The sequence below is a fragment of the Amycolatopsis sp. NPDC003731 genome (genome assembly GCF_053586895.1).
On the sequence record NZ_JBSFNC010000015.1, the window covers coordinates 49,087 to 72,987 of the forward strand.

The 23,901-nt window shown below is 71.0% G+C and carries 18 protein-coding genes; 8 read left to right on the forward strand and 10 right to left on the reverse strand.

Going from position 1 to position 23,901, the window contains the following annotated elements; genetic code table 11:
- Positions 1-68 precede the first annotated feature (68 nt).
- Both ACWDN5_RS09195 and ACWDN5_RS09200 read left to right on the forward strand, forming a co-directional pair.
- Positions 69-794 (forward strand): ABC transporter ATP-binding protein, encoded by a 726-nt coding sequence (locus tag ACWDN5_RS09195; RefSeq protein ID WP_310971156.1) that lies wholly within the window; start codon positions 69-71, stop codon positions 792-794.
- The gene (locus tag ACWDN5_RS09200) at positions 791-1,516 is read left to right on the forward strand and encodes an ABC transporter permease (RefSeq protein WP_449675723.1); all 726 of its coding nucleotides are present in this window, start codon (positions 791-793) and stop codon (positions 1,514-1,516) included. Before ACWDN5_RS09195 ends, ACWDN5_RS09200 begins: the two co-directional genes overlap by 4 nt.
- Before the next feature lie 35 nt (positions 1,517-1,551).
- On the opposite strand, the gene ACWDN5_RS09205 is transcribed toward ACWDN5_RS09200, so the two are convergent.
- Positions 1,552-2,742 (reverse strand): glycoside hydrolase family 5 protein, encoded by a 1,191-nt coding sequence (locus ACWDN5_RS09205; protein ID WP_449675725.1) that lies wholly within the window; start codon positions 2,740-2,742, stop codon positions 1,552-1,554.
- Between the two features lie 729 nt (positions 2,743-3,471).
- On the opposite strand from ACWDN5_RS09205, the gene ACWDN5_RS09210 reads away from it, so the two are divergent.
- Both ACWDN5_RS09210 and ACWDN5_RS09215 read left to right on the forward strand, forming a co-directional pair.
- Positions 3,472-4,317, forward strand: a complete 846-nt coding sequence (locus ACWDN5_RS09210) for a hypothetical protein (protein WP_449675727.1) — start codon at positions 3,472-3,474, stop codon at positions 4,315-4,317.
- A gap of 115 nt (positions 4,318-4,432) precedes the next feature.
- The gene (locus tag ACWDN5_RS09215) at positions 4,433-5,590 is read left to right on the forward strand and encodes a toll/interleukin-1 receptor domain-containing protein (protein ID WP_449675729.1); all 1,158 of its coding nucleotides are present in this window, start codon (positions 4,433-4,435) and stop codon (positions 5,588-5,590) included.
- Here the strand turns inward: ACWDN5_RS09215 and ACWDN5_RS09220 are convergent.
- The 7 genes from ACWDN5_RS09220 to ACWDN5_RS09250 form a co-directional block, all read right to left on the reverse strand.
- Positions 5,571-9,461, reverse strand: coding sequence for a CHAT domain-containing protein (locus ACWDN5_RS09220; protein WP_449675731.1), 3,891 nt, complete (start codon positions 9,459-9,461; stop codon positions 5,571-5,573). The genes ACWDN5_RS09215 and ACWDN5_RS09220 overlap by 20 nt on opposite strands.
- Before the next feature lie 10 nt (positions 9,462-9,471).
- The gene (locus ACWDN5_RS09225; RefSeq protein WP_449675733.1) at positions 9,472-11,016 is read right to left on the reverse strand and encodes an AAA family ATPase; all 1,545 of its coding nucleotides are present in this window, start codon (positions 11,014-11,016) and stop codon (positions 9,472-9,474) included.
- A 13-nt stretch (positions 11,017-11,029) separates the two neighbouring features.
- On the reverse strand, positions 11,030-11,512 hold the full coding sequence (locus ACWDN5_RS09230) for a hypothetical protein (protein WP_449675735.1): 483 nt from the start codon (positions 11,510-11,512) through the stop codon (positions 11,030-11,032).
- Between the two features lie 37 nt (positions 11,513-11,549).
- Positions 11,550-11,705 carry a hypothetical protein gene (locus ACWDN5_RS09235; RefSeq protein ID WP_449675736.1) on the reverse strand — a complete coding sequence of 52 codons (156 nt, stop codon included), beginning with the start codon at positions 11,703-11,705 and terminating at the stop codon, positions 11,550-11,552.
- Position 11,706: 1 nt separating this feature from the next.
- On the reverse strand, positions 11,707-13,443 hold the full coding sequence (locus ACWDN5_RS09240; RefSeq protein WP_449675738.1) for a hypothetical protein: 1,737 nt from the start codon (positions 13,441-13,443) through the stop codon (positions 11,707-11,709).
- Positions 13,440-13,898, reverse strand: coding sequence for a hypothetical protein (locus ACWDN5_RS09245; protein WP_449675740.1), 459 nt, complete (start codon positions 13,896-13,898; stop codon positions 13,440-13,442). The genes ACWDN5_RS09240 and ACWDN5_RS09245 overlap by 4 nt, the downstream gene beginning before the upstream one ends.
- 99 nt (positions 13,899-13,997) lie before the next feature.
- Positions 13,998-14,531 carry a hypothetical protein gene (locus tag ACWDN5_RS09250; RefSeq protein WP_449675741.1) on the reverse strand — a complete coding sequence of 178 codons (534 nt, stop codon included), beginning with the start codon at positions 14,529-14,531 and terminating at the stop codon, positions 13,998-14,000.
- 335 nt (positions 14,532-14,866) lie between these two features.
- Here ACWDN5_RS09250 and ACWDN5_RS09255 point away from each other — a divergent pair, with 335 nt between their 5' ends.
- The 4 genes from ACWDN5_RS09255 to ACWDN5_RS09270 all read left to right on the forward strand — a co-directional run bounded on the left by ACWDN5_RS09255 (position 14,867) and on the right by ACWDN5_RS09270 (position 19,893).
- Positions 14,867-15,787 carry a hypothetical protein gene (locus ACWDN5_RS09255; protein ID WP_449675742.1) on the forward strand — a complete coding sequence of 307 codons (921 nt, stop codon included), beginning with the start codon at positions 14,867-14,869 and terminating at the stop codon, positions 15,785-15,787.
- A 262-nt stretch (positions 15,788-16,049) separates the two neighbouring features.
- Positions 16,050-18,011 (forward strand): NB-ARC domain-containing protein, encoded by a 1,962-nt coding sequence (locus tag ACWDN5_RS09260; protein ID WP_449675744.1) that lies wholly within the window; start codon positions 16,050-16,052, stop codon positions 18,009-18,011.
- A 14-nt stretch (positions 18,012-18,025) separates the two neighbouring features.
- Positions 18,026-19,453 carry a hypothetical protein gene (locus ACWDN5_RS09265; protein WP_449675745.1) on the forward strand — a complete coding sequence of 476 codons (1,428 nt, stop codon included), beginning with the start codon at positions 18,026-18,028 and terminating at the stop codon, positions 19,451-19,453.
- Positions 19,454-19,542: 89 nt separating this feature from the next.
- Complete coding sequence (locus ACWDN5_RS09270; protein ID WP_310971159.1) at positions 19,543-19,893, forward strand: UBP-type zinc finger domain-containing protein; 351 nt, start codon at positions 19,543-19,545, stop codon at positions 19,891-19,893.
- Between the two features lie 213 nt (positions 19,894-20,106).
- Here the strand turns inward: ACWDN5_RS09270 and ACWDN5_RS09275 are convergent, their stop codons facing one another.
- Positions 20,107-20,871, reverse strand: coding sequence for a DUF1206 domain-containing protein (locus ACWDN5_RS09275; RefSeq protein WP_310971170.1), 765 nt, complete (start codon positions 20,869-20,871; stop codon positions 20,107-20,109).
- A gap of 110 nt (positions 20,872-20,981) precedes the next feature.
- Positions 20,982-23,768 (reverse strand): ABC transporter substrate-binding protein, encoded by a 2,787-nt coding sequence (locus tag ACWDN5_RS09280; protein ID WP_449675748.1) that lies wholly within the window; start codon positions 23,766-23,768, stop codon positions 20,982-20,984.
- Positions 23,769-23,901 lie beyond the last annotated feature (133 nt).

Consider the following 23,901-nt stretch of genomic DNA (forward strand, 5'->3'; position numbering starts at 1 on the left):
TTTTCCGCCTCTTGTCTCCGCCCGCACCGGCGCTCACCATGAGTGGTCCGGGGCGGGAGGAGGACGCCGTGGCCGAGCCGGCGATCGTCGTGGACGGGTTGCGCGTCCGCCGCGGCGGCGAAGAGGTGCTGCGCGACATCGGGTGCACCGTGCGGCGCGGGACGGTGACCGGCCTGCTGGGGCCGAACGGCTGCGGCAAGAGCACGTTGATGCGCTCGATCGTCGGTGTCCAGCTCGTCGAGTCCGGGCGCGTGGACGTGCTGGGCCGGCCCGCCGGCCACCCCGAACTGCGTCGCCGGATCGGGTACGCGACCCAGGACCCGGCGATCTACGCGGACCTGACGGTGACCGAAGCCCTGCGCTACTTCGCCGCGGTGCTCGGCACGACACCGTCGGACGTGGACCGGGTGATCACCCAGACGGGACTCACGAAGTCGGCCCGCGTCCTGGTCGGCCGCCTCTCCGGCGGCCAGCGCGGCCGCGCCAACCTGGCGGTGGCGCTGCTGGGCACGCCCGAGCTGCTGGTGCTGGACGAGCCGACGGTCGGCTCCGACCCCGAGCTGCGCGACGAGCTCTGGCAGCTGTTCCACGGCCTGGCCGCCGCCGGCGTCACGCTGCTGATCTCCAGCCACGTCATGGACGAGGCCGCCCGCTGCGACGACCTCCTGCTGCTGCACCGTGGCCGGGTCCTGGCCCGCGGCACGCCGGAGGACCTGCGGGCGCGGACCGGCGCGCCCGACCTCGAGCAGGCGTTCCTGCGCCTGATCCGGGACCGGACGGAGGCGGCGCGGTGAACGCGCTGGCCACCACCCGCCGGATCCTCACCCAGCTGCGGCACGACCCGCGCACGGTGGTGCTGCTCATCGCCGTGCCGAGCGTGCTGATGGTCCTGCTGCGGTACGTGCTCAACTCGGAGCAGCGGTTCAGCGCGGTCGCACCGGCGTTGCTCGGGATCTTCCCGTTCACGATCATGTTCCTGCTGACCTCGGTGACGACGCTGCGCGAGCGCACGACGGGCACGCTCGAGCGTCTGATGACCCTGCCGATCGGCAAGCTGGACCTGATCCTCGGCTACGCGCTGGCGTTCGGCGTGCTGGCGGCGCTGCAGGTGGTCGTGGCGGCCGGGATCTCCCTGACCTGGCTCGGGCTGGACATCGCGGGCTCGGTCTGGGTGCTGCTGCTCGTGGTGGTGCTGGACGCGCTGCTCGGCACGGCGCTCGGGCTGTTCGTCAGCGCGTTCGCCCGCACCGAGTTCCAGGCGATCCAGTTCCTGCCGGTGTTCGTGCTGCCGCAGTTCCTGCTGTGCGGCCTGTTCGTCCCGCGCGGCGAGATGGGCTGGGTGCTCGGCGCGGTGTCGGACGTCCTGCCGCTGTCGTACGCCGTGGACGCGCTGACGCAGGTGACCCGCTCGGCCGAGGTCGACGGCACCCTGGTCCGCAACATCGGGATCATCGCCGGGTGCGTCGTCCTGGCCCTGCTGCTGGGTGCGGCGACGCTGCGCCGCCGCACGCTTTGAGGACGGCCGGGGCCGAACGACGCGCATGCCGGTGGTCATCGACTGGCGAGGCCGCCCATGATGGCGTCGATGATGCCCTGGTGCGTCACCGCGTAGGACCGGCGGTCGAACAGGCCGAGCCCGTACTGGCCGTTGTTGCCGTTGTCCCAGTAGACGGTGGCGGCGCCGTACTTCTTGGCCGTCGACACGACGGCCCGCGCGAAGTCGGCCCGGTACCGGTTGTTCGCGGAATCGAACGCGGACTTGTCGACGGACCCGAATTCCCCGACGACGGCCGGATAGCCCTTCGCGACGAATGCGTTGTACACGAGTTTCAGCTGGGCGTCGAGGTAGTCTTCCTGACCCCAGGTCGACTTTTTCGACGGATTGGTCGCGCCCCGGCCCCACTGCGTGATGTTGCCGTTTTCCTCGCCGGCGAAGTCCCACGGGCTGTAGTAGTGCACGGAAATCATGATCCGTTTTTCGCCGGCCGGAATCGACGGGGAACGGAACTGGTCGGTCGGCATCGTGAAGCCGTAGTTCCCGGTGGTGTAGTCGATGTTGGTGTTCCAGCCGGCGACGAGCAGCCACCGCGAAGCGTTGTTCCCGCCGGTCTTGCGCACGGTGTCGACGAAGATCTGGTCGTAGGCGTTGATGTTCGAGTAGCACGGCTGCGTCGGCGTGCCGTACTGGCCGTCGAACTCCTCGTTCATGGCTTCCATGATCAGGTGCTGGTCGTAGCCGGCGAACCGGGCCGCGACCTGCTGCCAGACCTTCTGGTACTTGGCTTTGACGGTGGCCTGGTCGCCGGCGTCGCAGATCAGCCAGGAGCCGGTGATGGTCTTGTAGCCGTCGCCGTGCATGTTGATCAGCACATACAGACCGCGCTGGTAGGCGTAGTCGACAACCTGCTGGATCCGGTTCAGCCAGGAGGCGTTGACGGTGTAGTTCGGCCCGGCGCCGATGTAGCCGAGGTAGGAGATCGGAATCCGGATCGTCTTGAACCCGGCGGCCTTGACTTTGTCGACGAGCGCTTGGGTGATGGTGGGCTGCCCCCAGGCGGTTTCGCTGGGCACACCATTGCTGTTGGCTTCCAGCTGGTTCCCCAGATTCCACCCGGCCCCCATGTCGGCAACGATCTGCGACGCAGTGAGCTGACCGGCGGCACCGGCCGGAGCAACCCCGCAGACGCTCGCGGTGACGCCCAGCACGGCGGCAAGGAAGAGCTTCATTGCTCTCGAAGTCATGGCGGATACCTTTCCTGCCCCTTGGTGGACATATTCCAACATGCCCGAAAGCAGGCGTCAATCCTCTCGCTGGTGACGATCTATTTATGTGTAAGACTACGGATCGAAGGAATCGAATAATCGAAAGAATCGACGATCGGCGGCTCCGGAATCGGCTCAGGTGCCGGGAAGCCGACGAGTGCGATGGTGATGTAGTCGCCTCCCGGAACGCAGCGTGGCCATCCATCCCGTCGGCGGCGGCAACGACCGCCGGCGTCGGCTACGGATCGAGGCGAGCCGGGCCCACACGTCGGCGTCCGGCTCGATGTGCGCTGAGCATCAGCTCGGCCCCGGGGTGCGCGGAGTCGGCGACCTCGACCAGCTCTGCCTCACCGACGGACAACCCGGACCACGGGGAGCCGGTGTGCCCGCCTCGCTCCGCGTTGCGTGCGGCCGAGGGACACCTCTGTCTTCGCGGCGGGTGATGCCGGGTCCGGCCGCGGCGTTTCCCCGGGGCGTCGCGTTGGGCTCGGCCGTCCGATCCTTCCGGGAATTGTCATCTTTCTGTCCGATAACCCTGGGTGCCGGTCCATCGGCCGTCCGGTAGAACGGCATTTGAGCAACGAATTCGTGGTTTGACGGTCGGACGGGTAACGGCGATACCGGCCGGAACGAATGAATGGAGGCGTTGCCCGTCGTGCGTCGGACCGGCGGGTCGCGAAATCGCTCGAACCCGTCCGGAGGACACTGATGACGAGCACCGAAACGGCCGCGGTGGCGCAGGCGCTGTTCCAGGTCACCGCCGACGGTGCGGTTTCGGTGGTGGCGCCTTCGCTCGACGGGCCGGAAGCGGGAGCCGGGTGGCTCGGTCTCGTGCAGCCGCACCTGAGTTTCGCCGAGACGATCAGCCTGTCATCGCCGGTGTCCGCGCTGAGCTACGTGGTCTTTCCCGGAGGGTTCGCCGCTGTGCGGTACCGGACCTGGGGCCCGCACCGGCTCGGTGTCGTTGAAACGCACGCGTTACTGGGTGAAGAAGACACAGTGACCGCGGAGCCCGCACTGTCCACCGCGAACTGGCCGGACCGTCCGGCCGGGACGCCCGCCGACCTGCTCGCGCTTTCGCTCGCCTGGCCGCTGCAAGCACTGGCCGGCCCCGAGTTGCCGCCGGAGCCGGCCGGAACGACGGAAACGATCGTCATCGACCTGCAACGCGGTCAAGGGACGAGCCCGCACAACGAATACCGGGTAAATGTGGTGGTCCACCGCTATGAATACGGCGTCGAGCCGCAGGGTGCCGCCGTGCCGGCACCGCCCGCACCCGTGCCCGCCGTTGCCGTGCCAGTGGCACCGGCGGTCCCTTCGGCGCCGGCTCCCGGACCGGCCCTGCGGTCCGCACTGACCTTCGCGCGGTGGTGCACTTCGAACGGGCCGAACACGTCCGTGCTCCGCACCTCGCCGAGCTGCCGGTCCACCGGGGAGCGGTCACCGGCCAACTGCTGCGCGAGCGTCCGGTCCCCGATGAGCCGGGCGAGCCGGACGTGGCGGACCCAGCGGCGTCGGCCGATTGCGCCGGGCTGTACCGGACGACGCTGCTGAGCCACGAAAAGCTCGGTGCCGGGCGGCCGGACATCCCGACCACGCTGCCGGCGGGGCGGGTCTCGATCCGTTGCCTGGACGAAGAAGTCACACCCGAACAAACCCAGGAGGATCCGTGCGTTCGTCAACGGACAACCCGATGGCGGGCAGTGTCCCGCTGTTCCTCGACGTCCTGGTGCGGTCCGTCGACCTGGCGCCCGGCGGCATCGAGATCGGCCTGATCCGGTTCTCCGGCTGGCAGTTGCACCGGATCGATCCGCTGCCGGCCGGCTTCGCCGGGCACGCGGCGTACCTGGTCCGGGTGAACTACGAGTTCGACGTGCCTCCCGGGGAGACGCCGCCGGCCTGGGCGGAGGTGCAGTTCGCCTTCGACGCCGCCGAGGTGATGGTGGTCGACGTGATCCCCCGCGCGGTTACGGTCGCCGAGCCCGCACGCACCTACGAGCTCACCGGGCAGCTCAACTTCGTCCGCCGCGCCGACAGCCGCTCCTGCTGGGCGGCCGACGCGAGCGAAGCCAACGTCGCGCTCCCCGCCGTCCGTCCGGAGGTGGCCAGCTTCGGGCTCGGGAGTGCGCGGGTGCGGTGGCGGCACTCCGGCGGTGTCCATGTCGGCACGCACACCGCGTGGCTGGTCCTGCTGACCCCACCTGACTACACCGAGGTGCCGGTGCTGGCCGGCGGTGCCTACCACCTGACGGCGGACGGCGGGCTCGGTCTCCGCGCGAGCGGCGAGCCGGACGCGTTCACCGTGCGGCTCCCCGGAGCGCCGCAGCCGGACGTCCCGGTCATGCCGGCCGGCGACGGCAGGCCCCGCGTCTTCGTCTCCTACGCGCAGGAGTCCACGGCGCACAAGCAGGCCGTCATGAGGCTGTGCCGGCTGCTGAGCCGGGCCGGCGTCGACGTGCGTGTCGACCAGGACGGCCTGGAACACCGTCGCAACTGGGACGAGTGGACCACGACCCAGCTCCTGCGCACCGACTACGTGATCGTCGTGGCGTCACCGGTGTACAAAGCGGTGGGCGACGGCGAACTGACCGACGGGACGCGCCACCGCGGTGTCCGGTCGGAGTACGGCAGGCTGGCCGACCTTCTGCACCGCAAGCGGGACCTGTGGACGAAGAAGGTGCTGCCGGTCGTCCTGCCGGGCCGGTCGCCCGACGAGATCCCCCTGACGTTCCTCCCCGCGATCGCCGACCACTACATCCTTTCCGACATCACGGTGGACGCGGCCGCGGAGTTGCTGAAGGTCCTGTTCACCGCCCCTGCGGCGTGAAGCCGGCCCAGCTCTCGATCCCGATCGCGCGGGAGCCGGGCGGCCGCAGCTCCAGCAGCGGCTCCGGCATCCCGTCGAGCGACGGTGCTCCCTCGAGCAGGGCGATCTGCGCCCGGCGCAACGCCTCGGCGGGCGCGAGGCCGTGGCGGCGCACGTTCTCGTGGAACAGCCACATCAGCGCGGCCGTGGACCAGCCGGCGGGCACCCGCCACAGGGAGCCCACGACGGTCCGGGCGCCGATCGCCAGGAAGGTCGCCGACAGGGACAGCGCCTCGTCGTAGTCCACTCCGGACACCTGGGTCGTGCACCCGGCCAGGACGACCAGCGCGAGTTCGAGGGGCCGGGTCGGGCTCAGCTCCAGGAGGTCACGAGCCGACAGCGCGCCACCGGCCAGTTCGATCCGGGACTGCAGGGGGTTGCGCATGTCCGCGTAGGCGTGGCAGGCGAGGTGCAGCACGCCGAGCGGGTCGCGCAAGTGGGCTCGCACCTGTTCGGAGGTGCCCGAACCGGCCGGGGCCGGGACCCACCAGTGCGCCTGGCCGGTGCCGCCCAAGAAGACACCGGCGGGGTAGCAGGAGTCCCGGATGACCACCGCTTCGGTTGCACCGTCCGACAGGTCGCCGACGGGATTTCCGACCAGCAAGGCGGCATCGGTGCGCACGTCCGGGCGGGCCACGGCTTCGCAGAGCAGCCGCCCCGAAGGGACGTACGAGACGGTCGCGTCCTGCCCGAGGTGCCGGTCGTGGCCGTCGACCCGACGATACGCGGCGTGCCACGGCACCAGCCCGAGGACGCCGAGCGGCACCAGGACGAGCCGTGGATCGCGCCCGGCGACCTCGGTGGCGTGGGCGAGGAGTTCACCGGCCGCGGCGTCCCAGGCCCAGCCGCAGACTTCGCGCAGCTCGGTGCACCACTGCCGGTACTCGGGCCCGGTCGGGTCCTTCGCGTCGTCCCACGCGGTGTAAGCCTCCTGGTAGCTCTTGACCGGCTCGGCCTCGCCGAGCTTGGGCAGCGGCCGTACCACCGGATCACCCTCCGCGGGGACGAGAACGGCGAGCGCACCGTGGTGGTCGTTCGCCGGCAGGAGGTAGGCGAGCATGTCGGAACCCTGCGCGCGCAGGGCGTTCCGGAGCTCCTCGACCGTGGGCGGGCTGAGCAGGTCTTCCGAGTCCTTCGCCAGCACCCGGAGCACCTTGCGCCGCAGGGCACCCCAGCCGGTGGCCGGGCTGCCGTGCCCGGGGGCCAGCGGCTCGTCGACGCCGCCGGTGGACTCCCATTCGCGCGCCAGCTCCTCCTGGCCCAAGGCGCCGAGTTGGGCCGAGACCGACCGGGTGGTGTTGGCCGACCGCAGCACCAGGCTGCGCCGCGCGTCGACGATCTGGACGAGTTCCGCCACGGCACCGTCGTCGACGCACCAGGCGGTGAGCCGGTCGGCGGCGTCCATCGCGGTGCGCGCGATCTCCATCGCGTGCTCGCTTTCGGACTGGATCAGCACCCGCCAGGCGGCGTTCTCGACGACCTGCCGGGCGAGCTTGCGGCTTTCGGCGAAGTCCCCGGGACGACCGCGCCGTCGCAGCGCGGCAGCGAGCGAGGTCGCCTGTCCGGTGAACAGCGGTGTGCCGTCTCTGCGGATCCCGGTGAGACACTCCCGGTAGGCTTCGATCGCCCGCTCCAGCGCTTCGGTGTCGCTCGGCTCCAGCTGCGAGAGGTTGTCGTACGCGAGTGCGCGCGCCACGTGGATCCCCAACGCCTCCTCGTCGTCGGCCGGAACCTCCATGCCCGACCATCGCGTGCAGATCTCCCGCAGCGAACCGGCATCTTTGTTCCTGATGGCGACGAGCACTTCATCGCTGGCCAACACAGGTGCCAGCATTCTGCCGAACCACGAGTCGGTGCGCACGCGGTCGCGAGCGGGGAGCAGGTCGGTCGCCAAGGCCGCTCCCCCGAGGCGAAGGATGCCCTCGAGCATGTCTTGGAGCGGCTCGATGGTGGAGTCGGGCGGCAGCGCGTCCAAGAGGTCCCACGCACTCCGGGCGAGCTCGAAGATCTCCCGCATCTCCTTCCCCGCGTGGACGGCTCGGGTCACCTCGTATACCCGGTGAATTGCTGCGGCTTCGGCGCGGTCGGCCGGATCCGCGGCCTCGTCGTCACGGACGCCGGCGAAATGAGCCAGCCCCGCGTCGAACGCACTCAAGGATCCGGTGGCGGACCCCACCATGGCGAGCAAGGGGTTCATGAGCAGCGGAAGGTCGTCCAGGCCCTCCGACAGCTGCGGTTCGGCGAGCGTCCTTCGCAGGGCGGAGAAATCCGCGTCGCCGTCACCGGTGACGATGCGGGCGGTGTTGCCGAAGAATTCCGTCATCGCTTCCACGACGGACCGGAGCTCCGGAGTGAGCTCCAGGACGTCGAGGGCGTTCCGGAACAACGGGCTCATCGAGTCGAGCAGGGTGCGGAATGCGCCGAGGTCGGTGGTCACTTCGTGCGAGCTCTTGGTGACCAGGTAGTACCAGGACATCCCGACCGTGTACGAGAGCCAGGCCGCTTCTTCGGAGAGCGCGCCCGCGGCCGCCGCGTCGTCGACGGCCGCGTGTGCCTGCCGCACCCACCCCACCACCGGCTGCCGGGCCATCAGCTCGCGCAGGTCCGGCCGATGGCCGTCCTGGAAGACCGCCTGGAGCCGCCGAGCGTGGAATTCGTACGTCAAGGCCGGTTCCGGAACCGGGAGCCCGATGCCGTGGCCGACCGCTTCCAGGACCGCGTCCGCGTGGCGCTGGTCTCCGGTCTGTTCGAACAGGTCGCTGTGCGTCTCGGCGAGCCGGCTCCAGACGAGCCAGTCGTCCCCGGCGTCCGGGCCCTGTCCGGTGGCGCCGCGGGCCAGCCACTCGGCGGCCGCGGTGAGGTCGGCGAGGCTGCCGGTTTCCTCCCCCCGTTCGAGCAGTGCTTCGCCGTACCACACCGCGGTTTCCGGATCGGTCGGGTCGGCGACGACGGCGAGGCTGTCGATGATCCGGTCGAGGTCGTCGGGATCCGGGTTCCCGGCCCGGCGCGTCAGCAGGAGCCTGGCCAGCAGCAGGTGACGCATCGGCCGTGCGGGGTCGTCGTGCGGGGTGGCCTCGACGGCCGCCGTCGCCAAGGCGAGGGCGGTGTGGAGGTCGTCCGGGTCCTCGTCCTTCGCGTAGCGGTCGCGGTGGAGTCCCGCCAGTGCCGACATCCCCTCCGGCAGCATGGGATGCCCGGCCGGCAGGCACCCCACAGCGTTGTCCACCAACCGGATCGCGTGCCGCAGGTCGATGTCGGCGGCCAGGAGGTCGTACCGGACGCTGAGCAGCCGGCCGCGGTGCAGGTCCAACAGCGCGCGATCGGCGGGGTCCGCCAGTTGCTCGCCCAGCGCGGACAACACCGCCAGTGTGTCGTCGAGTTCGTGCCGCCGCGTCTCGGCGGACAGGTGTTCGTCGCTCCACAGCGCTGCCAGCCGGTCCGCGTGGATGTCGGCGACCGTGAGCACCGCTTCGGCGTGCTCATCGGCGGTCGTCGCGGTCGCGACCGCCTGCTCGCCCCAGTGCAGCGCCACGGTCCACTGTGCACTGTCCCCGGCGATGGCCCGGTAGGCGTGCCCCACTGCGAGCGCGGTCCGCCAGGAGCACGACAGCGGGTCGTCGGCGGCGAAGGCGAGCCCGTGCTCGAGCAGGAGTGCCGCGGTGTCGAGGTCGGCCGCGAAGCCGGGGGCCGAGTCGTCGAGTGAATCCACCAGGAGGTAGCCGACGGCCCCGGTCCGGCTCGCATCCACGGCCGCCGGATCACGCTCGACCTGCGCGGCCAGCTCGCCGGCCCGGCGGCGGAGCTCGGCTTCGCTCAGGTGCCCGGTCGTCATCGGAACAGCATCAGCCGAGCACCACGCGGCGCGAACCGACCTTCTCGGCCGAATCTCGCACCTTTCCCGACGCCGGGATGGCCCGGTCGCGCAACTGGCGGACCTCGTCGATCCGCTCCGGTGCCGAACGCACCAGGGGCACGATGTTGCGGAAGGCGTTGCGGTAGAACTCGACCGGCACGTCCCGGTCGTCGGCGGCGGCGATCGCCTCGTAACCGATCTCCTTCACGGCCGCTTCGACGTCCGAGCCGGCGAACCCGTCGCTCAGCTGCACGAGCTCCTCGACGACCTCGTCCGCCACCGGGACGCGCAGGTACTTGCGCAGGTAGATCCGGATGATCTCCCGGCGCTCGTCGGCGTCGGGCAGGTCCACGAAGAACATGTCGTCGAACCGGCCACTGCGCAGCAGCTCCTGCGGCAGCGCCCGGACGTCGTTCGCGGTCGCGACCACGAAGACCCGGGCCGGGGACTCCTGCAGCCAGTATAGGAACTGGCCGACCAGCCGGGTGGTGACGCCGGTGCTGTCCGTGCCCGAGCCGGCCAGCCCCTTCTCGATCTCGTCGATCCAGAGCACGCACGGCGCGACGGCGTCGGCCGTGGCGAGTGCCTCGCGAAAGCGGCTCTCGGACTGGCCGACGTAGTTCCCCAGCACCGACGCGATGTCCAGCCGGTACAGCGGGAGCTGCCAGTCACTCGCGATCGCTTTGGCCGACAACGACTTGCCGCACCCCGGGACGCCGACGAGGAGCACCCCGCGGGGCGGCCGCATCCCGCGGTCGCGCAGGTCCATGGTCAGCAGCGGACGCTTGCGGTCCAGCCACCGCCGCAGCCCGGCCAGACCGCCGACGAGGTGGTCGCCGGCGCGCACCGGGACCCGTTCGATGCCGGCCAGCTCGCTGAAGATGGAGTCTTTCGCCCGGCCCAGCTCGACCAGTTCGGCCTTCGTGATGGACTTCCGCACCACGAACGTGGCGAGGATGTTCAGTGCCTCGATCTTCGTGACCCCGGTGAGGATCGACGCGGCCTCCTCACACTCGGCGGGACCCCATTCGATGCGGATTTCGCCGGCGTACTGGTGCAGGAAACCCTCGATCTCCGCGCGCATCTCGTCCACGTCGGGCAGGTCGAGCGTGACCGCCATCCCCATGCGCTGCAGGGTGTTCCAGGTCGGATCGGCGGTGATCACCATGATGCACCCGCCGTGCTCCTCGGCCAGCTGGGCGAGGTCGACGAACCGCCGCGAGATCTCGTTGTCGTCGCCGAGGTGCTGGACGTCGGTGAACACGACGGTCTGGTTCGCTCGCGCCTGGAACCATTCGCCGGCCAGGTCGAGCGCACCGAGCAGCGACTTGTCGTCGGAGAGCACCTGCCGGTTCTTGAGGTCCCGCAGGCCCTGGCTGAGCGTGTGCACGACGATGTCGAGCTGTTTCTTCGTGGCGAGTTCGCCGAGCATCTCCAGCGCGCGCCCGCGTTCGACCGTGCGGACGGACACGAACGGAATGCGCGCCAGCAGGTACGACTCGATGCGAGCCTTGGTCTCCGCCCCGTTGGGCATGTTCCTGTTCTCCCTAGTCGAGGATGACCCGGCGGCCGCGCGCCGGTCCGGCGGGCGAGGGGGCCGCCGGCCGGGTCAGCGCGGGCTCGAGGCTGTTCTGCCGGACCGCGTTGCGCAGCGAAACCGGCGCGTCGCGCACGGAGTCCTCGAGACTTCGCTGCGCTGACGAGATCGTCTCCCGGAGCGCGTCGGCCACGCTGGTGCGCAGCTCGGCCGGCAGTCCGGGGTGGACGGTGAAGGTCACCAGGGGGCCGAGCCGCTTCCGCGCGTCCGCGAGGACGACCGGGAGCACGGTCATCGCCCGCTCCGGCCGGGCGAGCAGCAGCTGCTGGTCGCGCGAGAATGCCTCCTGCCAGCGGCGCACGCGGTCGTGGAAGGCGTCGGCGACGTGCCGGGCCAGCCGTTCGACCATCTGCGGCCCGAGTTCGGCGTCGATCGGCGGCAGGTGACCCGCCGGCAGGTCCTCGCCCCGGCCGAAGGCCGCGAGCCAGCTCACCCACGCGGCGTACGGTCCGGGCGTCCGGTACACGCCGTCACTTCCGGGGGTGCCGTCGAAGGAATTCGGCGGGCGGCAGCAGGTCCCAGCCGGGCAGGTCCAACGCGACCTCGTCGTCCTGGAGGGTGTGCCGGGGCTGCGGCTCCTCGGGACGTTCGGGGCCGTCCGGCCGACCGGTCATCGCTCTCGGCATCTCACGCTCCTCGCTTCGCGCCGGGCGCCGGTGCCGCGAACGCCGTGCTGTTCAACCGGTTCAGGTACGAGCGCAGGGCTCCGGCCAGGGCGAGTTCGCGCTCCCACTCGGCTCGCAGGTCCACCAGCTCGGCGATGCCACCCCGCAGCTGCGCGACCGCGACGGCCCGGCGCTGCTCGCCTTGGCGCCGCAGTTCCTGACGGCGTGCGGGTAGCGCGCGGGCCTGGTAGGCGGACCAGCCGGCGAGGCCCGCCGTGCCGAGGAGGAAGAACACCGCGAGTCCGGGATTGTGCGCCAAGCCCGCCCACAGCGCCAGCAGCAGCACCATCCCGGCGGTGATCGCGGACGCCAGCGGCGGGCCGGTGAACTTCACCTTCGCGACCGCCGCTTCGGTTTCGGCGTCGATGTGCGCGGCCAGGCCGGTGACGAGGTCGGCCTCACCGGTGGTCTGGTCGATCCGCGCCGACCACCCCTCGAGCCGGAATTCGACGGCCGCGGGCTGCGCGGCGACGTTGGCCGCCTCCAGCCGTCCGGCGCCCTCGACGATCCAGTCCTTCGCGAGCGCCACCGCGAACCGCTGGGTGCCCGGCGAAGTGCCGGTGCGCGGGTCGCCCACCGCCGCGTTGCTGACCAGGGTGAGGAAGTCGACCGTCTCCTCGTGCAGCGGGGCGGCCGTCTGAACCGCCTTCGCCGCTTTGGTCTTGTCGCCGTCGGCCTTGACGATCTCCTGCAGCTCGTGCTCCTTGCGCCGCAGGGGAGCTTCCTCGACGTCGTAGCCGGTGACGAGCCCGTCCAGGATGTCGTCGACGCGCTTGCGCAAGTCCTCGCTCTGCGGCAGCTCGCCGGTGAACAGGCCCCGGAACCGCTCCTCCGCGGTGCGGTGCACGGTCGCTCCTTCGTAGAGCTCCTTGAGCTGCGGCCAGGTGGGGCTGATGTCCGGCAGCACGGTGTACCGCGGGTCGACCGGCCGCCGGTCGGCGTCGAGCAGACGGGCCCACCGGTCCACCTGCCGGTCGACGATGTCGCGGTCGTCGGCGAGGCGCTCGTACCACTCGCCGAGCTGCCGCATCACGAGGTGCTTCGACTCGTGCCCGAACGCGCCGGTGCTGACCGCGTCGAGGATGACGGTGAACTCGCGCGACAGTCCGGTGGGGTCCTGACGCGCGGTGTACTGGCGCAGCCACCGCGCGGTGGCCTCGTTGCGCTGGTGCCGGCGAAGCACCAGTGCGAAGAAGAGGGCGGCCTTGTCGTTGTCCCGGCGGGTCGTTTCCACCAGGGCCTTCTGCGCGAGGTCCGGATCGTCGCGGATCCAGGCGGCGACGGCCACGAGCGCGGGGGCGAGCCAGTAGCGCGGGGTGACCAGCATCAGCTCTTCGGACAGCTGGCGCATCGTGCCGTGCGTGACGATCCCGATGTCCAGTGCCTGCAACGCGCCGGTGGCGAGCCGGCGCACTTCGGCGAAGTGCCCGAAGTTCGTTTCCAGCTCTTGGCGCACCTGGATGATCTCGGTGTGGGCGACCTGCAGGTTGTGCCGGAGCTCGTCGCGGCGCAGGAACTCGGTGAACTCCGCGCGCAGGCCGAGCAATTCACCCTGGGTTTGGTCCTGTGCGACGGCGACCTGGCCGATCGACTGCTGGAGCACGGCCTGCTGCTGGTGCAGCGCGTCCTGCGAGTCGGCGAGTTGGCCGACCGCCCGCCTGATGTCTCTGAAGGCATTGGCGACTTGGGGGTCGGTCACGATTCACCTTCCAGGAGCACGACCGAGCCGTCCGCGCGCACGCAGACGAGCCGGTCCGGGTAGACCTCGACGGCCAGGTAGGCCGGTGACACGGCGAGGGCACGGGCGCGTTCGAGTGCCGCGGGCAGCGCCTGACCGCGGCGGTAGTGCTCGACGATCGACCCGTCCAACGCCAGGGTGTGCACTTCGAACGGTTCGCCGAGAAAGCATTCGGCCACGATGCCGAACGGGATCGTGTGATATTTTTCGGCGAATTCGCGGCGGACTCCGTCGACGAACTCGTCGATCTCCACCGCGCTGAGACTTCCCGACGCGTCGAGAGCGCGAACCGCTCGGAGGTAGTTCTCGGATCGGCGACCGGATTTCAGCCTGCCGCCGCTCGCCGACGTGCTGGTCGTGGCGCGCTGCGACCGGGAAAGTATCCCGTTCTGCCGGGTGATCAATGGTTTCGGCACTGTGCCGGCTCCCTGGGGTGAGGCATTTCCTGTCCCTAGTCGTCGCGTGCGCGGCGGCTATTACGGATACCGTCAGCATCACCCGGATGGCCCAACGGATCAGCCCGCCGCCAGGACGAGCAGGGCCGCCGCGGCCGCGAACCAGGCCGCGGCGGCGGCCGCCGCGAAGACTCGGGTGAGCCGGCCGGACGCGGGCGGCCGAGGCCGCAGGACCCGGCCGGTGTCGGCGACCACCAGCTGCCGCACGATCACCCGGCCCGATCGGTCGCGCCGGCCGTAGGCTTCGACGGCCGTGCCCCTTCCCGGCATATCAGGGCCCAGGTTCCCGGCCACGACGCAGACGTGTTCCGTTCCCGTTACGTCCTTCAACACGAGGTCGGCGACGTCCACGGTTCGTGACCGCACTCGCTCCTGCAACGGCAGAACCCACGGCCACCAGGGTGTTTCGGGCTCCCTGGCGGACCGGGGCAGCGTCGACCTCAGGCCGGCGCCGACCAGCGGGAGAACCGCAGCGGCGGCGCCGCAGGCCACCAGCAGCGGGCCGAGTGACGCGTGTGCCAGCACGGCCAGAACCAGCGCTACGGCCGTGAGCGCCGCCCCGATCCGGCTCGCCCACACGAAGCTCCGGTGCACGACCGGTTCCTGACGGACGGGTCCGGATCGGACGACCGTCCCGGTCGCCAGGCGCCCGGGAACGCGGGGTGGCGGTTGCGTCCCGGCCGCGACTCGCCCCGTGGGCGCGACCGGGCGGCCGCCGCACGCCGGGCAATCGGTGTCCGTCGTGCTCAGCGGTGCGCCACAGGAAAGGCAGGATGCCGGCATGATCGTCATTCCTCACCATCGCGGAGTTCGCGGAACCCGAAACAGAACGCGAGCCGGATGCGATTGTGTCGGGTGATGGCGCGCCCGGGAAGTCTCGATTGAGAAACGCTCACCCCGCGCGGCCGCCGAGGTGAAAGGTGCCCGAAGTGAACGGATCTCCGGTTTTCGACGACCCCGGGAACGAGTCGCCCGCGCGGAGTTCGTTGTGGGGCCCGGCGCGGGCTCCCGCCGAATCGACGGAACGCCCGGAATACGCGGAGTTCCAGCCTGGCGGCCCGCCCACGGAACCGATCGCGGCGATCCCGCCCGAGCCGTCCGGTGCGGTCGAGGAGCCGCTACCAGCGTCCGGAGGGGCGAAGAGCACCAGCCGGGTGAAGGTCGTGATCGGCGCTGCCGTGACCGCGTTCGCCGCGGTGACGGCGGTCATCGTGGTTTCCGCGGTGACCTACCGGCCCGCACCGCGGTCCGACGCGAACAGTCAAGTCCTGGGGGCCGGAAGCGGCGCGGGCGCCTACTCCAGCTACGCCCCGACTTACGCTCCCACGTACGTCTTGACCGAGACGCCGACACCGACGACGGCGTCCACGACGGAAACCTCTTCGGCGACGTCGATGTCGTACTCCCCGGGCGCGGTGCCCGACGGCTACCAGCGGGTGACCGGCCCGGCGGGCGTGTCGGTCAGCATCCCGGCCGACTGGTCGGTGCAGCGGGGCGCGTTCGCGACGACCGACGAGGCCGACGCTCCGGACGGGTCCGGCTCGATCATCCGGTACAGCGGAAGCCCGACGCCGGTGCTGTCGCTGCGGGACGCGGTGGTGGAGCTGGAGCGGAACACGCCCACCATCCGCAAGGAGTACGAGCGGCTCCGCCTCGACGAGCTCGCCTCCGGCGATGTCGTGTGGGAGTTCCGGTTCACGACGAAGGCGGGCGTCCAGCGCCATGCGCTCGGCCGGTACTGGCGCGCGAACGACCACGACTACGCGGTCTACGGCTCGGTCGACGAATTCCACTGGACGGACTTCCAGCCGACTCTCGACGTCCTGGTGCAGACGGCGGCGCCACGCTGACCGGCGGCTGCTCGTAACGGCAGTGGCGACGGCAGCGAATGGTCCGGTGAACCGCCGCACCGAGACCGAGCAAGGCCGATCCGGCGCGGGCCAGCGCGGTGATCGGTGCCAGCCACGGCCATGCGGCCACGAGATCGAGCAGGGTGATCAGCATCGTTCTCCTCCAGACGGGGATTGCGGCCAGGACAGCGTCACCTCCCCGGTGTTCAACCTGCGGCAGCTGTCCTGAACTGAACGAACTGAACGAAGCGGGGGAGCGCCGGTGCGGGCGGAAAGCGGCCACGACGTGTTGCGGCTCTTGTACGAGGCCGTCGGATCGCCGGGCTACCAGGATCTGGTCGACTCCGCCGACCGGAAGGGCGCCCTGCTCAGCAAGGGCACGATCAGCAACCTGCTCGGCGCCAGGACCGAGCCGCGACGCCGCACGGTGCTGGTCTTCGTCGAGGCGTGCCTGACCCACAGCCCGCGCGCGCGGAGGTCCGCGCTGTTCCGCGAACTGCCCGCCGAGGCGCGCGATCCGGCCTATTGGGTCGACCGCTGGGACAAGGTGACCGGCAAGCCGGCCCGGGTTTCCGCGAGAGCCGGATGGGACTTCTTCATCGTCTGCCGCAGGCCCGACGCGCCCGCTGCCCAGCGCCTGACGGAACTGCTGCAGCCGCGCAGCCGCGTGTGCGGCAGCGTCGTCTTGGCTCCGGACACCCCGCGGCAGGAGTTCGAGCAGCAACACCGTGCCTCCGCCGTGACGGTCGTGCTCGTCTCCGAAGCCGGCCTCGGAGAAATCCGGCCATCGGTCGAAGTCGCCGCCGACCTCGTCCGGCGCGATCCGGACAGCCACCTCGTGGTTTCCGTTTTGCTCGACGCCACGGCGAAGCTCCCCGGGGAACTCGCCGGGACGGAAGTCCTCGACGATGCGCTGCCCGTCATCGCCGAACGCCTGCTGAAGCTCCTCTCCTCCCGGCGCCGCCCGCACGCACCGGGAGCGGCGGAGCTTTCCGACACGACAGTCGGCCTGCTGAGCGCGATCGACGACCACCTGCTGGGCCGGGCGTCACGCCACGGCCAGACGGTCGAGGCGCTGCTCGAAGAGTTCGGTGATCCCGCCTTCGCCGAGCGGGCACGCCGGCACGGGCTGCAGGCCGCGCTCGTCCTCCGCGGAGCGGAGAACCACGACGAAGCAGTGCGCCACTGGACCAGGGACGACGACGGGACCGCCGCACTCGCGCTCGACCGCTTCCGCGACCACCTGTCCGAGGCGATCGAAGCCGGCCGGTTCTCTCTGCCGGCCGCGCTCGCCGAGCAGGTCGCCGCCACGGTGCGCGGTGGTGCGACCGGGCAGCGCTTGCTCGAGGGCTTCACCGCGCCGGTCCGGTCGACCTCTCGCGAATTCGTCGTGGCGGAGAAGGCGCAGCTGGAAACCTTCCACACGAAACTCGACGAACGCGGTCGCCGGTTGACGCCGGCCGCGCGGCAGATGTGCGTGCTCCCACCGGTCGATCAGCGGTTCTGCGGACGCGACCGGCTGCTCGAAGCCGTGCCGGTCGCCTCCGTCGTCTGGCTCTTCGGTGCGCCGGGGACGGGCACGTCGGCGGTGGCCGTGCACCAGGCCCACCAGGTGTCGGAAGACTTCGACACGGTGCTGTACCTCGATCTGTACGGCATGACCCCGGAAAGCCGCCGCAGTGCGCGGACCGCCGCGCGGATCCTCCTGGATGCGCTGGGCGAGCGGATGGTCGCCGACCTCCGCGAAGACGAAGCACTCTACGAACGGCTGGCCGCGGCCCTTCGCCGGACGAAAACCCTGCTCGTCCTCGACAACGCCAGGGACGCCGACCACGTCGCACCGATCATCCGGGCCGGCGGCCCGCAGGCCACCCTGATCACGTCGCGTCAGCGAGTGCAGAGCTTCACCGAGCGCACGGTCCGGGTTCCCGCCCTGGACCGGAAGGCGTCGGTCGAGCTCCTGGACAGCTACGCCTCCGACATCACGGAAGACCTCCTCGACCGGCTGGCCGAACTCTGCGACGACCTGCCTCTCGCGTTGCGTCTCATCGCGGCCCGCCTCGGTGATCCCGAGCTCCCACCGGATGAGATCGCGCGACTGCTGGCCGCCGAACGCACCCGGCTCGACCTGTTGCAAGCCGGTGACCGAGCGGTTCGCGCCGCGATCGTCTTCACCTACAAGGATCTCAAACGGCTCGCCCGGCGTGCCGCCCGGTACCTGTGATCGGCTTCGGCGCCGTGAGCGACGCCGAGGAGATGGCGGCCGGGCTCGACGACTTCGAGGACCGCACTTCGCTGGCCCTGCACCGAGTCGTGGACGCCAGCCTGGCGCGGTGCGCGCGTGGCCCGAACGGCCCGATGCGGTTCCGGATGACGCCGCTGATCCGGCTGGCCATGCGCGAACGGTCGGCGAAGGAGGACGCGAGCAGCGACATCGCCGACTACCAGCGACGCGTGGCCCGGTACCTGGCCGACCAGCTCACCGCGATCGTCGGGCGGACGGGCGGCGACCCGGAACTCGAGGTCGACCCGACCAGGGCTCACGCGGCGCTCACGGCGGCGGTGACCGGTGAGTGGTGGAGCACGGCGTTGGACATCGGCGAGAACCTGCGGGCGATCTACCAGGCCGAGTTCGATCTCGCCGGGGTGGACGCCACGACCACCGAGCTGGTGAAGGTCCACCTGGCCCTCGGGGAGCCGAAGAAGGCCGTGCGAGCGGCCAAGGGCGCGGCGGTGGACCTGAGATCGAGCGCCCAGCACCGATCCTCGGCGCTCGGCTGGGCGCAGGAGAGCGTGGCATTGGCCCGGGTCCACGACGTCTCCGGCGAGCAGGTCGGGTGCTGCTTGTTGTGCGCGGGCATCGCCTTCCAGCTCGAAGACAAGGAAAAGGCCGTCGAATACTCGCGAATGGCGGTCGAACTGAGCGATCCCACGGCGGCCGGCGCCATCCGGCCCCTGGTCAACCTGGGAAAACTGCTCGTCGACGTCGGCGAGCCGGAAGAGGCGGCGGTCACCCTGCGCCGCGCCGCCGATCTGGCCGATCGGGCCGGTAGCGTCGACGACCGGGCTGCCGCCCACTTCGAATTCGCCGCCGCGTTGAGCGAGCTGGGAAACAACGCCGAGGCGGCAGCGGCCTGGGCCCGGTCCGCCGAGTTGTACGTCGCGGGGAACGAATGGATGAACGCCGCCATCGCGAAGGAGAACGAAGCCGGGGTTTCTCCCGAGCCCGCAGCGGTCGCGGCGCTGACGGACGCGGTGGCCAAATTCCGGAAGGCGGACGAGCCCGCCCGTGCGCTGGCCACCCTCTGCCAGTTGTCCGCGTCCGTCTTCAGGGCCACGCAGGCACCGGAGGAGGCGCTGCAGGTGCTGGATGAAGCCCACGACATCACGTCGGGCCAGCCGGAGCTCGCGCACGAGGTGGAAGTCCGCATGGCGTGTCTGCGTGCCATGCTCGGGCGATTGGCGAAACTGCCCGACGGCGAGCCGCCCCAGCGTCTGGCCGAACACGACGCCTACCGGAACGCCCGGGACGCGCTGCTGCACAGCCGCGACCCCGTGGCGCTGCTCCGGCTCGTTCTGCATCCGGTGATCGAGCAGCCGGAGTACCCGGATCCTTGGGTGTTCGAAGAACAGGGCAGCCATGACCGCAGACTCGAGATCGGCTAGAGCCGGCCCGGCGAGGTTCCGGCCGCCGCGGCCCCGCCGGCTCCACCGCACATAAGGTGGGCAGTGTCGTCACGAGCAGAGGAGTTCGCATGGAAGGCATCAACCCCGCGGTTCCGCCCAGCGGCACCGGCTGCGCGGACTGCGACAGCGCGAACCCGCCGGGCTGGTGGTTCCACCTGCGCCGCTGTGCCGAATGCGGGCACATCGGCTGCTGCGATTCCTCGCCCGCCCAGCACGCCAGTGCCCACGCCGCCGCCAGCGGGCACCGGATGGCGCGCAGCTTCGAGCCCGGCGAAGCCTGGTTCTGGGACTACACCGACGAGGTCCTCTACGAATCCGGCCCGGCGCTCGCCGCGCCCGAACACCGGCCGCTCAGCCAGGCCGTGCCCGGGCCCGCCGGCCGTGTGCCCGAAGACTGGACCCAGCACCTGCACCGGTAATCATTCCTGTCTCGGACAACCGCGCCGACGTCCGGGACAGCGGCCGCGTCACCGGCGCCGACTGGTCGCCACCGGTCCCGACGATTTCCTGCTGTGGCAGGTGAACACGACCACGCGATGTTCGCCGGGATCAACGCGGCCTTCCGCGGGGTGGTCGGCTCCGAGTGGACGCAGACCGCCCGCCACTGCGCCATGACCGTCCCGCAGTGACGTTCACAGCCGGCGGAACCGGGCCTCCAGCAGCGCGAACACGCCGAACACGGCGATCCCCGCCGCGAGGGTCAGCAGCAACGCCTGCCCGTACGGCTGCACGGCCAGGGTCTTTAACGCCGGGTCCAGGCCGCCGGCTTTGGCGGGGTCGTAGCGGACGGCCGCCAGGACGAACATCGCCCCCACCGTGGCGTAGAGGACGCCCACCGCGCACCAGCCGATCTGGCCGAGGCGGGTGGTCGACGTGCGCACGGTGGGGGAGGCGCCGCCGAAGTCGAGGTCGCGGAGGAACTTCTTCCGCGCGCCGCGGTAGGCCAGCCACGCCGCGACCGCGATGACCACGACGCCGGCCGCGATCACCGCGACCGCGCCCCACGGCCGGCTCAGCACGCTCGCGACCACCGAGCCCGCCTTGCCGGACGCGCCCATCGCCGTCTTGCCCGCGCTGTAGGCGACGAGGCCGTACAGCACCACTTCGACCCCGCTGACCGAGCGTCGCACCCACCGCCGCCGGGGTTCCACGTGCCGGTGGCCGGTGATCGCCTCGGCGAGCTGCCAGAGGGCGAGCACCCCGGTGCCGGCGGCGACCAGCCACAGCAGCCACGCGCCTCCCTCGGAGGCGACGATCTGCAGTGCGCCCGCCTTGTCGGCGCGCTCGTTGTCACCGAGCGCCACCTGCACGGCCAGCCACGCGACGATGAGGTGCACCGCCGCGTAGCAGGTCAGCCCGATCCGGGCGAGCAGGCTGAAAACTCTCAGTTCGGACATGAAAGTGAGTTTTACTCACCTTGGCGGGTTCGGCAGCGCGAAGCGGTGACCCGGTGCAGGCCGCCTCCGCAGGCAGGGTTCCGGCGCGACGGCCCGTCCGACCCCGCCGATCAGGGGTCGGGCGGGCACCAGGTGTCGGACGTCGGCCCGTCGGCGGCGCCGCAGAAGCCGTGCACCGACTTGTCGACTTCGCCGCCCGACACGCCCATCACCGCGACCGGCTTGTTCTGCGGCACGTTCCGGCCGATGTCGCCGCCGTAGTCGATCGTGCCGGTGACGCCTTCGAGGTACTTGTTGACCTGCTCGACCCCCGGGCGCGAGGTGTGGATGGCGGTGATCTCGCGCCAGATCGCGCCCGGCGTCACCGGGATCTCGGCCGCCGTCTCGCGCAGGTACGCCGCCGCGACGATCATCACCTGCGCGGCGTCGTAGGCGAGCGCGGCGTGGCCGTCGTACGAGCGGCCCTCCGGCGTCTGCTCGAACGGGAACAGCGTCTCGTCCAGCGTCTTGTAGAAGTCCAGCGCGGCGCCGCTCGGCTCGGTGACCGGCGAGGTGGCGAACGACAGGTAGTAGTAGGGCAGTGCGCGGTTGCGCTGCCGTTCGCCCTGGTCGGCGACGAACCGCGTGACGTCGTCGTCGCCGATCACCGTCGCCCGGCTGCCGCACTGCGCGGCGCTGCTGAGGAACTGGCCGAAGTCGGGCACGCCCCGGCCGGCGAAGAACGCCAGGCCGTCGAACGAACAGGTGTCCCGGCCCGCCGCGCCGGCGTTGCCCAGCAACGTCTCGCCGTACCGCACGTGCGACGGGGGCCCGCCGAGGCCGCCGTCCGGGGTGAACGCCCGCGCGTCGGCCTGGAAACCCTTGTCGCGGAACGACTTCAGGACGTCGTCGCGAAGGTTGGTGCTGTACACGTCGGCGTCGTCGTCGGAGTAGTAGACGCGCACCACGCGCGGACCCGGCAGCTGCTCGGCGAACCCGGCCGCCACCGCGGCCTCGCGCCGGTTCTGCGGTGTCACCTGGAAGTACATCGGATTCAGGTCGGCCAGCGGGTCCGCGGACAGCGTCGAGGCGACCATCGGCAGCCCGGCGTTGGTCAGGGCGGCGATGGTCCGCTGGGTCGGCGCGCTGCTCAGGTCCAGCCCGACCACCCCGACGATGCTCTTGTCCTGCTCGGCCTGCTGCCGCAGCTGGTTCGCCACCCGCACGCCTTCGCGCATGTTGCGGCCCGCGTTGGCGATGAGCAACCGGACGATCGGGTCGGCCGAGCCCGGCGCGTTGAGCTGCCGCAGCTGCGCGACCGCGAACCCTTCGAGGGATTCGCGTTCGGTGGTCAGCCCCTCCGCGAGGTTGTTGGACGAGGTCAGCGCCTCCAGCACGACGAGGGTGATGTACGGCCGTTCCGGGTGGGCTTCGTGCAGCCGTTCCGCGCGGTGGTTCTGGTCCAGCACGACCGCCTCGACCTGCCGGATCGTCGCGTCCGACGGCTGGAAGACGTCCTGGGAGCCGTCCGTGGCGCCGACGCACTCGGTGCCCGTCCAGGTCAGCCAGGGGTTGTCGGAGCCGCAGTGCTCGGCCCAGGTGTCGTGCCGGTCGTAGGCGACGAACCCGGCGACGAGGGCGACGAGGACGACCGGCACGCCGATCCGCGTCCACCGGCTCGCCCACCACGGCGGCCGGACCTGCTTGCGGAACCGGTAGTCACTGCCGAGGGTCTGCAGCATCTGCCGGACCTTCGGCTCGTCGTCGTCCCCGGGCGGCTGGACCCCGACCGGCAGGTACCACGCGGTCGGCCGGCGCTCCCGCCGGTCGCGTTCGAGCTGGTTCTGCCAGGCCACGTACGCAGCGCGCGCCTGCGCGGCCTGGAACTGCGGCCGGTGCGGCGTCGGCTCGGCGTCCGGCGGCGGCGCGGGGCTGGCGCTGACCACCAGCAGCGGGTCGAACCGCCCGACCTGGTTGCGGACGGAGTTGACCAGCTCCAGGAGCCGGTAGCCGCCGTTGCCGACGCTCACCTCGTCCAGCAGCAGCACGGGGTAGGTCATCCGGCGCCGCCGCCACACCCGCCACGGCCGCAGCCGGTAAGCCCGCCGCAGGTCCTCGAGGAAGGCGTTGAGCAGCAGGCGGCAGACGTATTCGGGGGCCTCTTCCTGCCACTGCCCTTCGGTGAGCCGCCGGGCGAACCGGACGAAGCTGCCGGACATCTCCGGCGCCAGGTGCGGTTGCCGCAGGAACCACCGGTACCGCCCGGAGAGCAGCGGCACCCGCCCGGTGACGGCGATCCGGAAGGTCAGCAGGGTGAGCCCGCGCACGAGCAGCGAAAAGACCTTCCAGACGCCCTGGTTTTCGGGCAGCTGCTTGACGGCGTCCTCGGCGGAGGAGCTGAACCGCTCGGCGAGGCTGATCCGCCGGATGGCCCGCCGCAGCACCCCGTCGGGATCCTCGCGGCCGTCGTGGTCCTGCAGCATCAGCCAGTAGACGAGGTCGAAGAGCGGGAAGGGAAGCCGGCTGGTGTGCGCGGTCGCGCTGTCGCCGAGTGCTTTCCGGGCGTCCCGCAGGATGTCCCGCACGACGGTGACGGAGTCGGCGGTCGCGGGCCCGGCTTCGTCCCGCCCTTCGTGCGCGGTGAGCTCCGGCCGCGCGTACCGGATGCTGCCCTGCGGTTTCGCGGTCTTGAGGCGTTCCGCGACGGCGGCGAGCACGTCCCCGCTTTCGGCGGGCCGCACGAGGCACACCATCGGCAGGCCCCGCCGTTCGGACCGTTCGTCCTGGTATTCGCCCCAGTGGCATTGTTCGTCGAGTTTCCGCGGCCGGTCCCCGAGCCGTGGCCGCAGGCAGAGCGCCCCGAGCAGCTTGACCAGTACGTCGGCACCGAGAAAGCCGAGCGGCCCTGTTCTCCCCATCGGGACAGAATGGCACATTTTCGGCGAAACCGGTTCCGCAGTTTTACCGTCACGGGCCCGGCGAGGCCTGGGTCACCCGGCTGCGCGGCGTGGAGACACCCGCCCTCGAAGCCCGGTTCGAACGAGGCAAGCC

What these genes read in the sequence shown, in the direction of transcription:
- ACWDN5_RS09235 (WP_449675736.1), bottom strand. Translation starts at nt 11,705, where the DNA reads ATGCCGAGAGCGATGACCGGTCGGCCGGACGGCCCCGAACGTCCCGAG.
- ACWDN5_RS09205 (WP_449675725.1), bottom strand. Translation starts at nt 2,742, where the DNA reads ATGACTTCGAGAGCAATGAAGCTCTTCCTTGCCGCCGTGCTGGGCGTC.
- ACWDN5_RS09225 (WP_449675733.1), bottom strand. Translation starts at nt 11,016, where the DNA reads ATGCCCAACGGGGCGGAGACCAAGGCTCGCATCGAGTCGTACCTGCTG.
- ACWDN5_RS09210 (WP_449675727.1), top strand. Translation starts at nt 3,472, where the DNA reads ATGACGAGCACCGAAACGGCCGCGGTGGCGCAGGCGCTGTTCCAGGTC.
- ACWDN5_RS09220 (WP_449675731.1), bottom strand. Translation starts at nt 9,461, where the DNA reads ATGACGACCGGGCACCTGAGCGAAGCCGAGCTCCGCCGCCGGGCCGGC.
- ACWDN5_RS09275 (WP_310971170.1), bottom strand. Translation starts at nt 20,871, where the DNA reads ATGTCCGAACTGAGAGTTTTCAGCCTGCTCGCCCGGATCGGGCTGACC.
- ACWDN5_RS09280 (WP_449675748.1), bottom strand. Translation starts at nt 23,768, where the DNA reads ATGGGGAGAACAGGGCCGCTCGGCTTTCTCGGTGCCGACGTACTGGTC.
- ACWDN5_RS09270 (WP_310971159.1), top strand. Translation starts at nt 19,543, where the DNA reads ATGGAAGGCATCAACCCCGCGGTTCCGCCCAGCGGCACCGGCTGCGCG.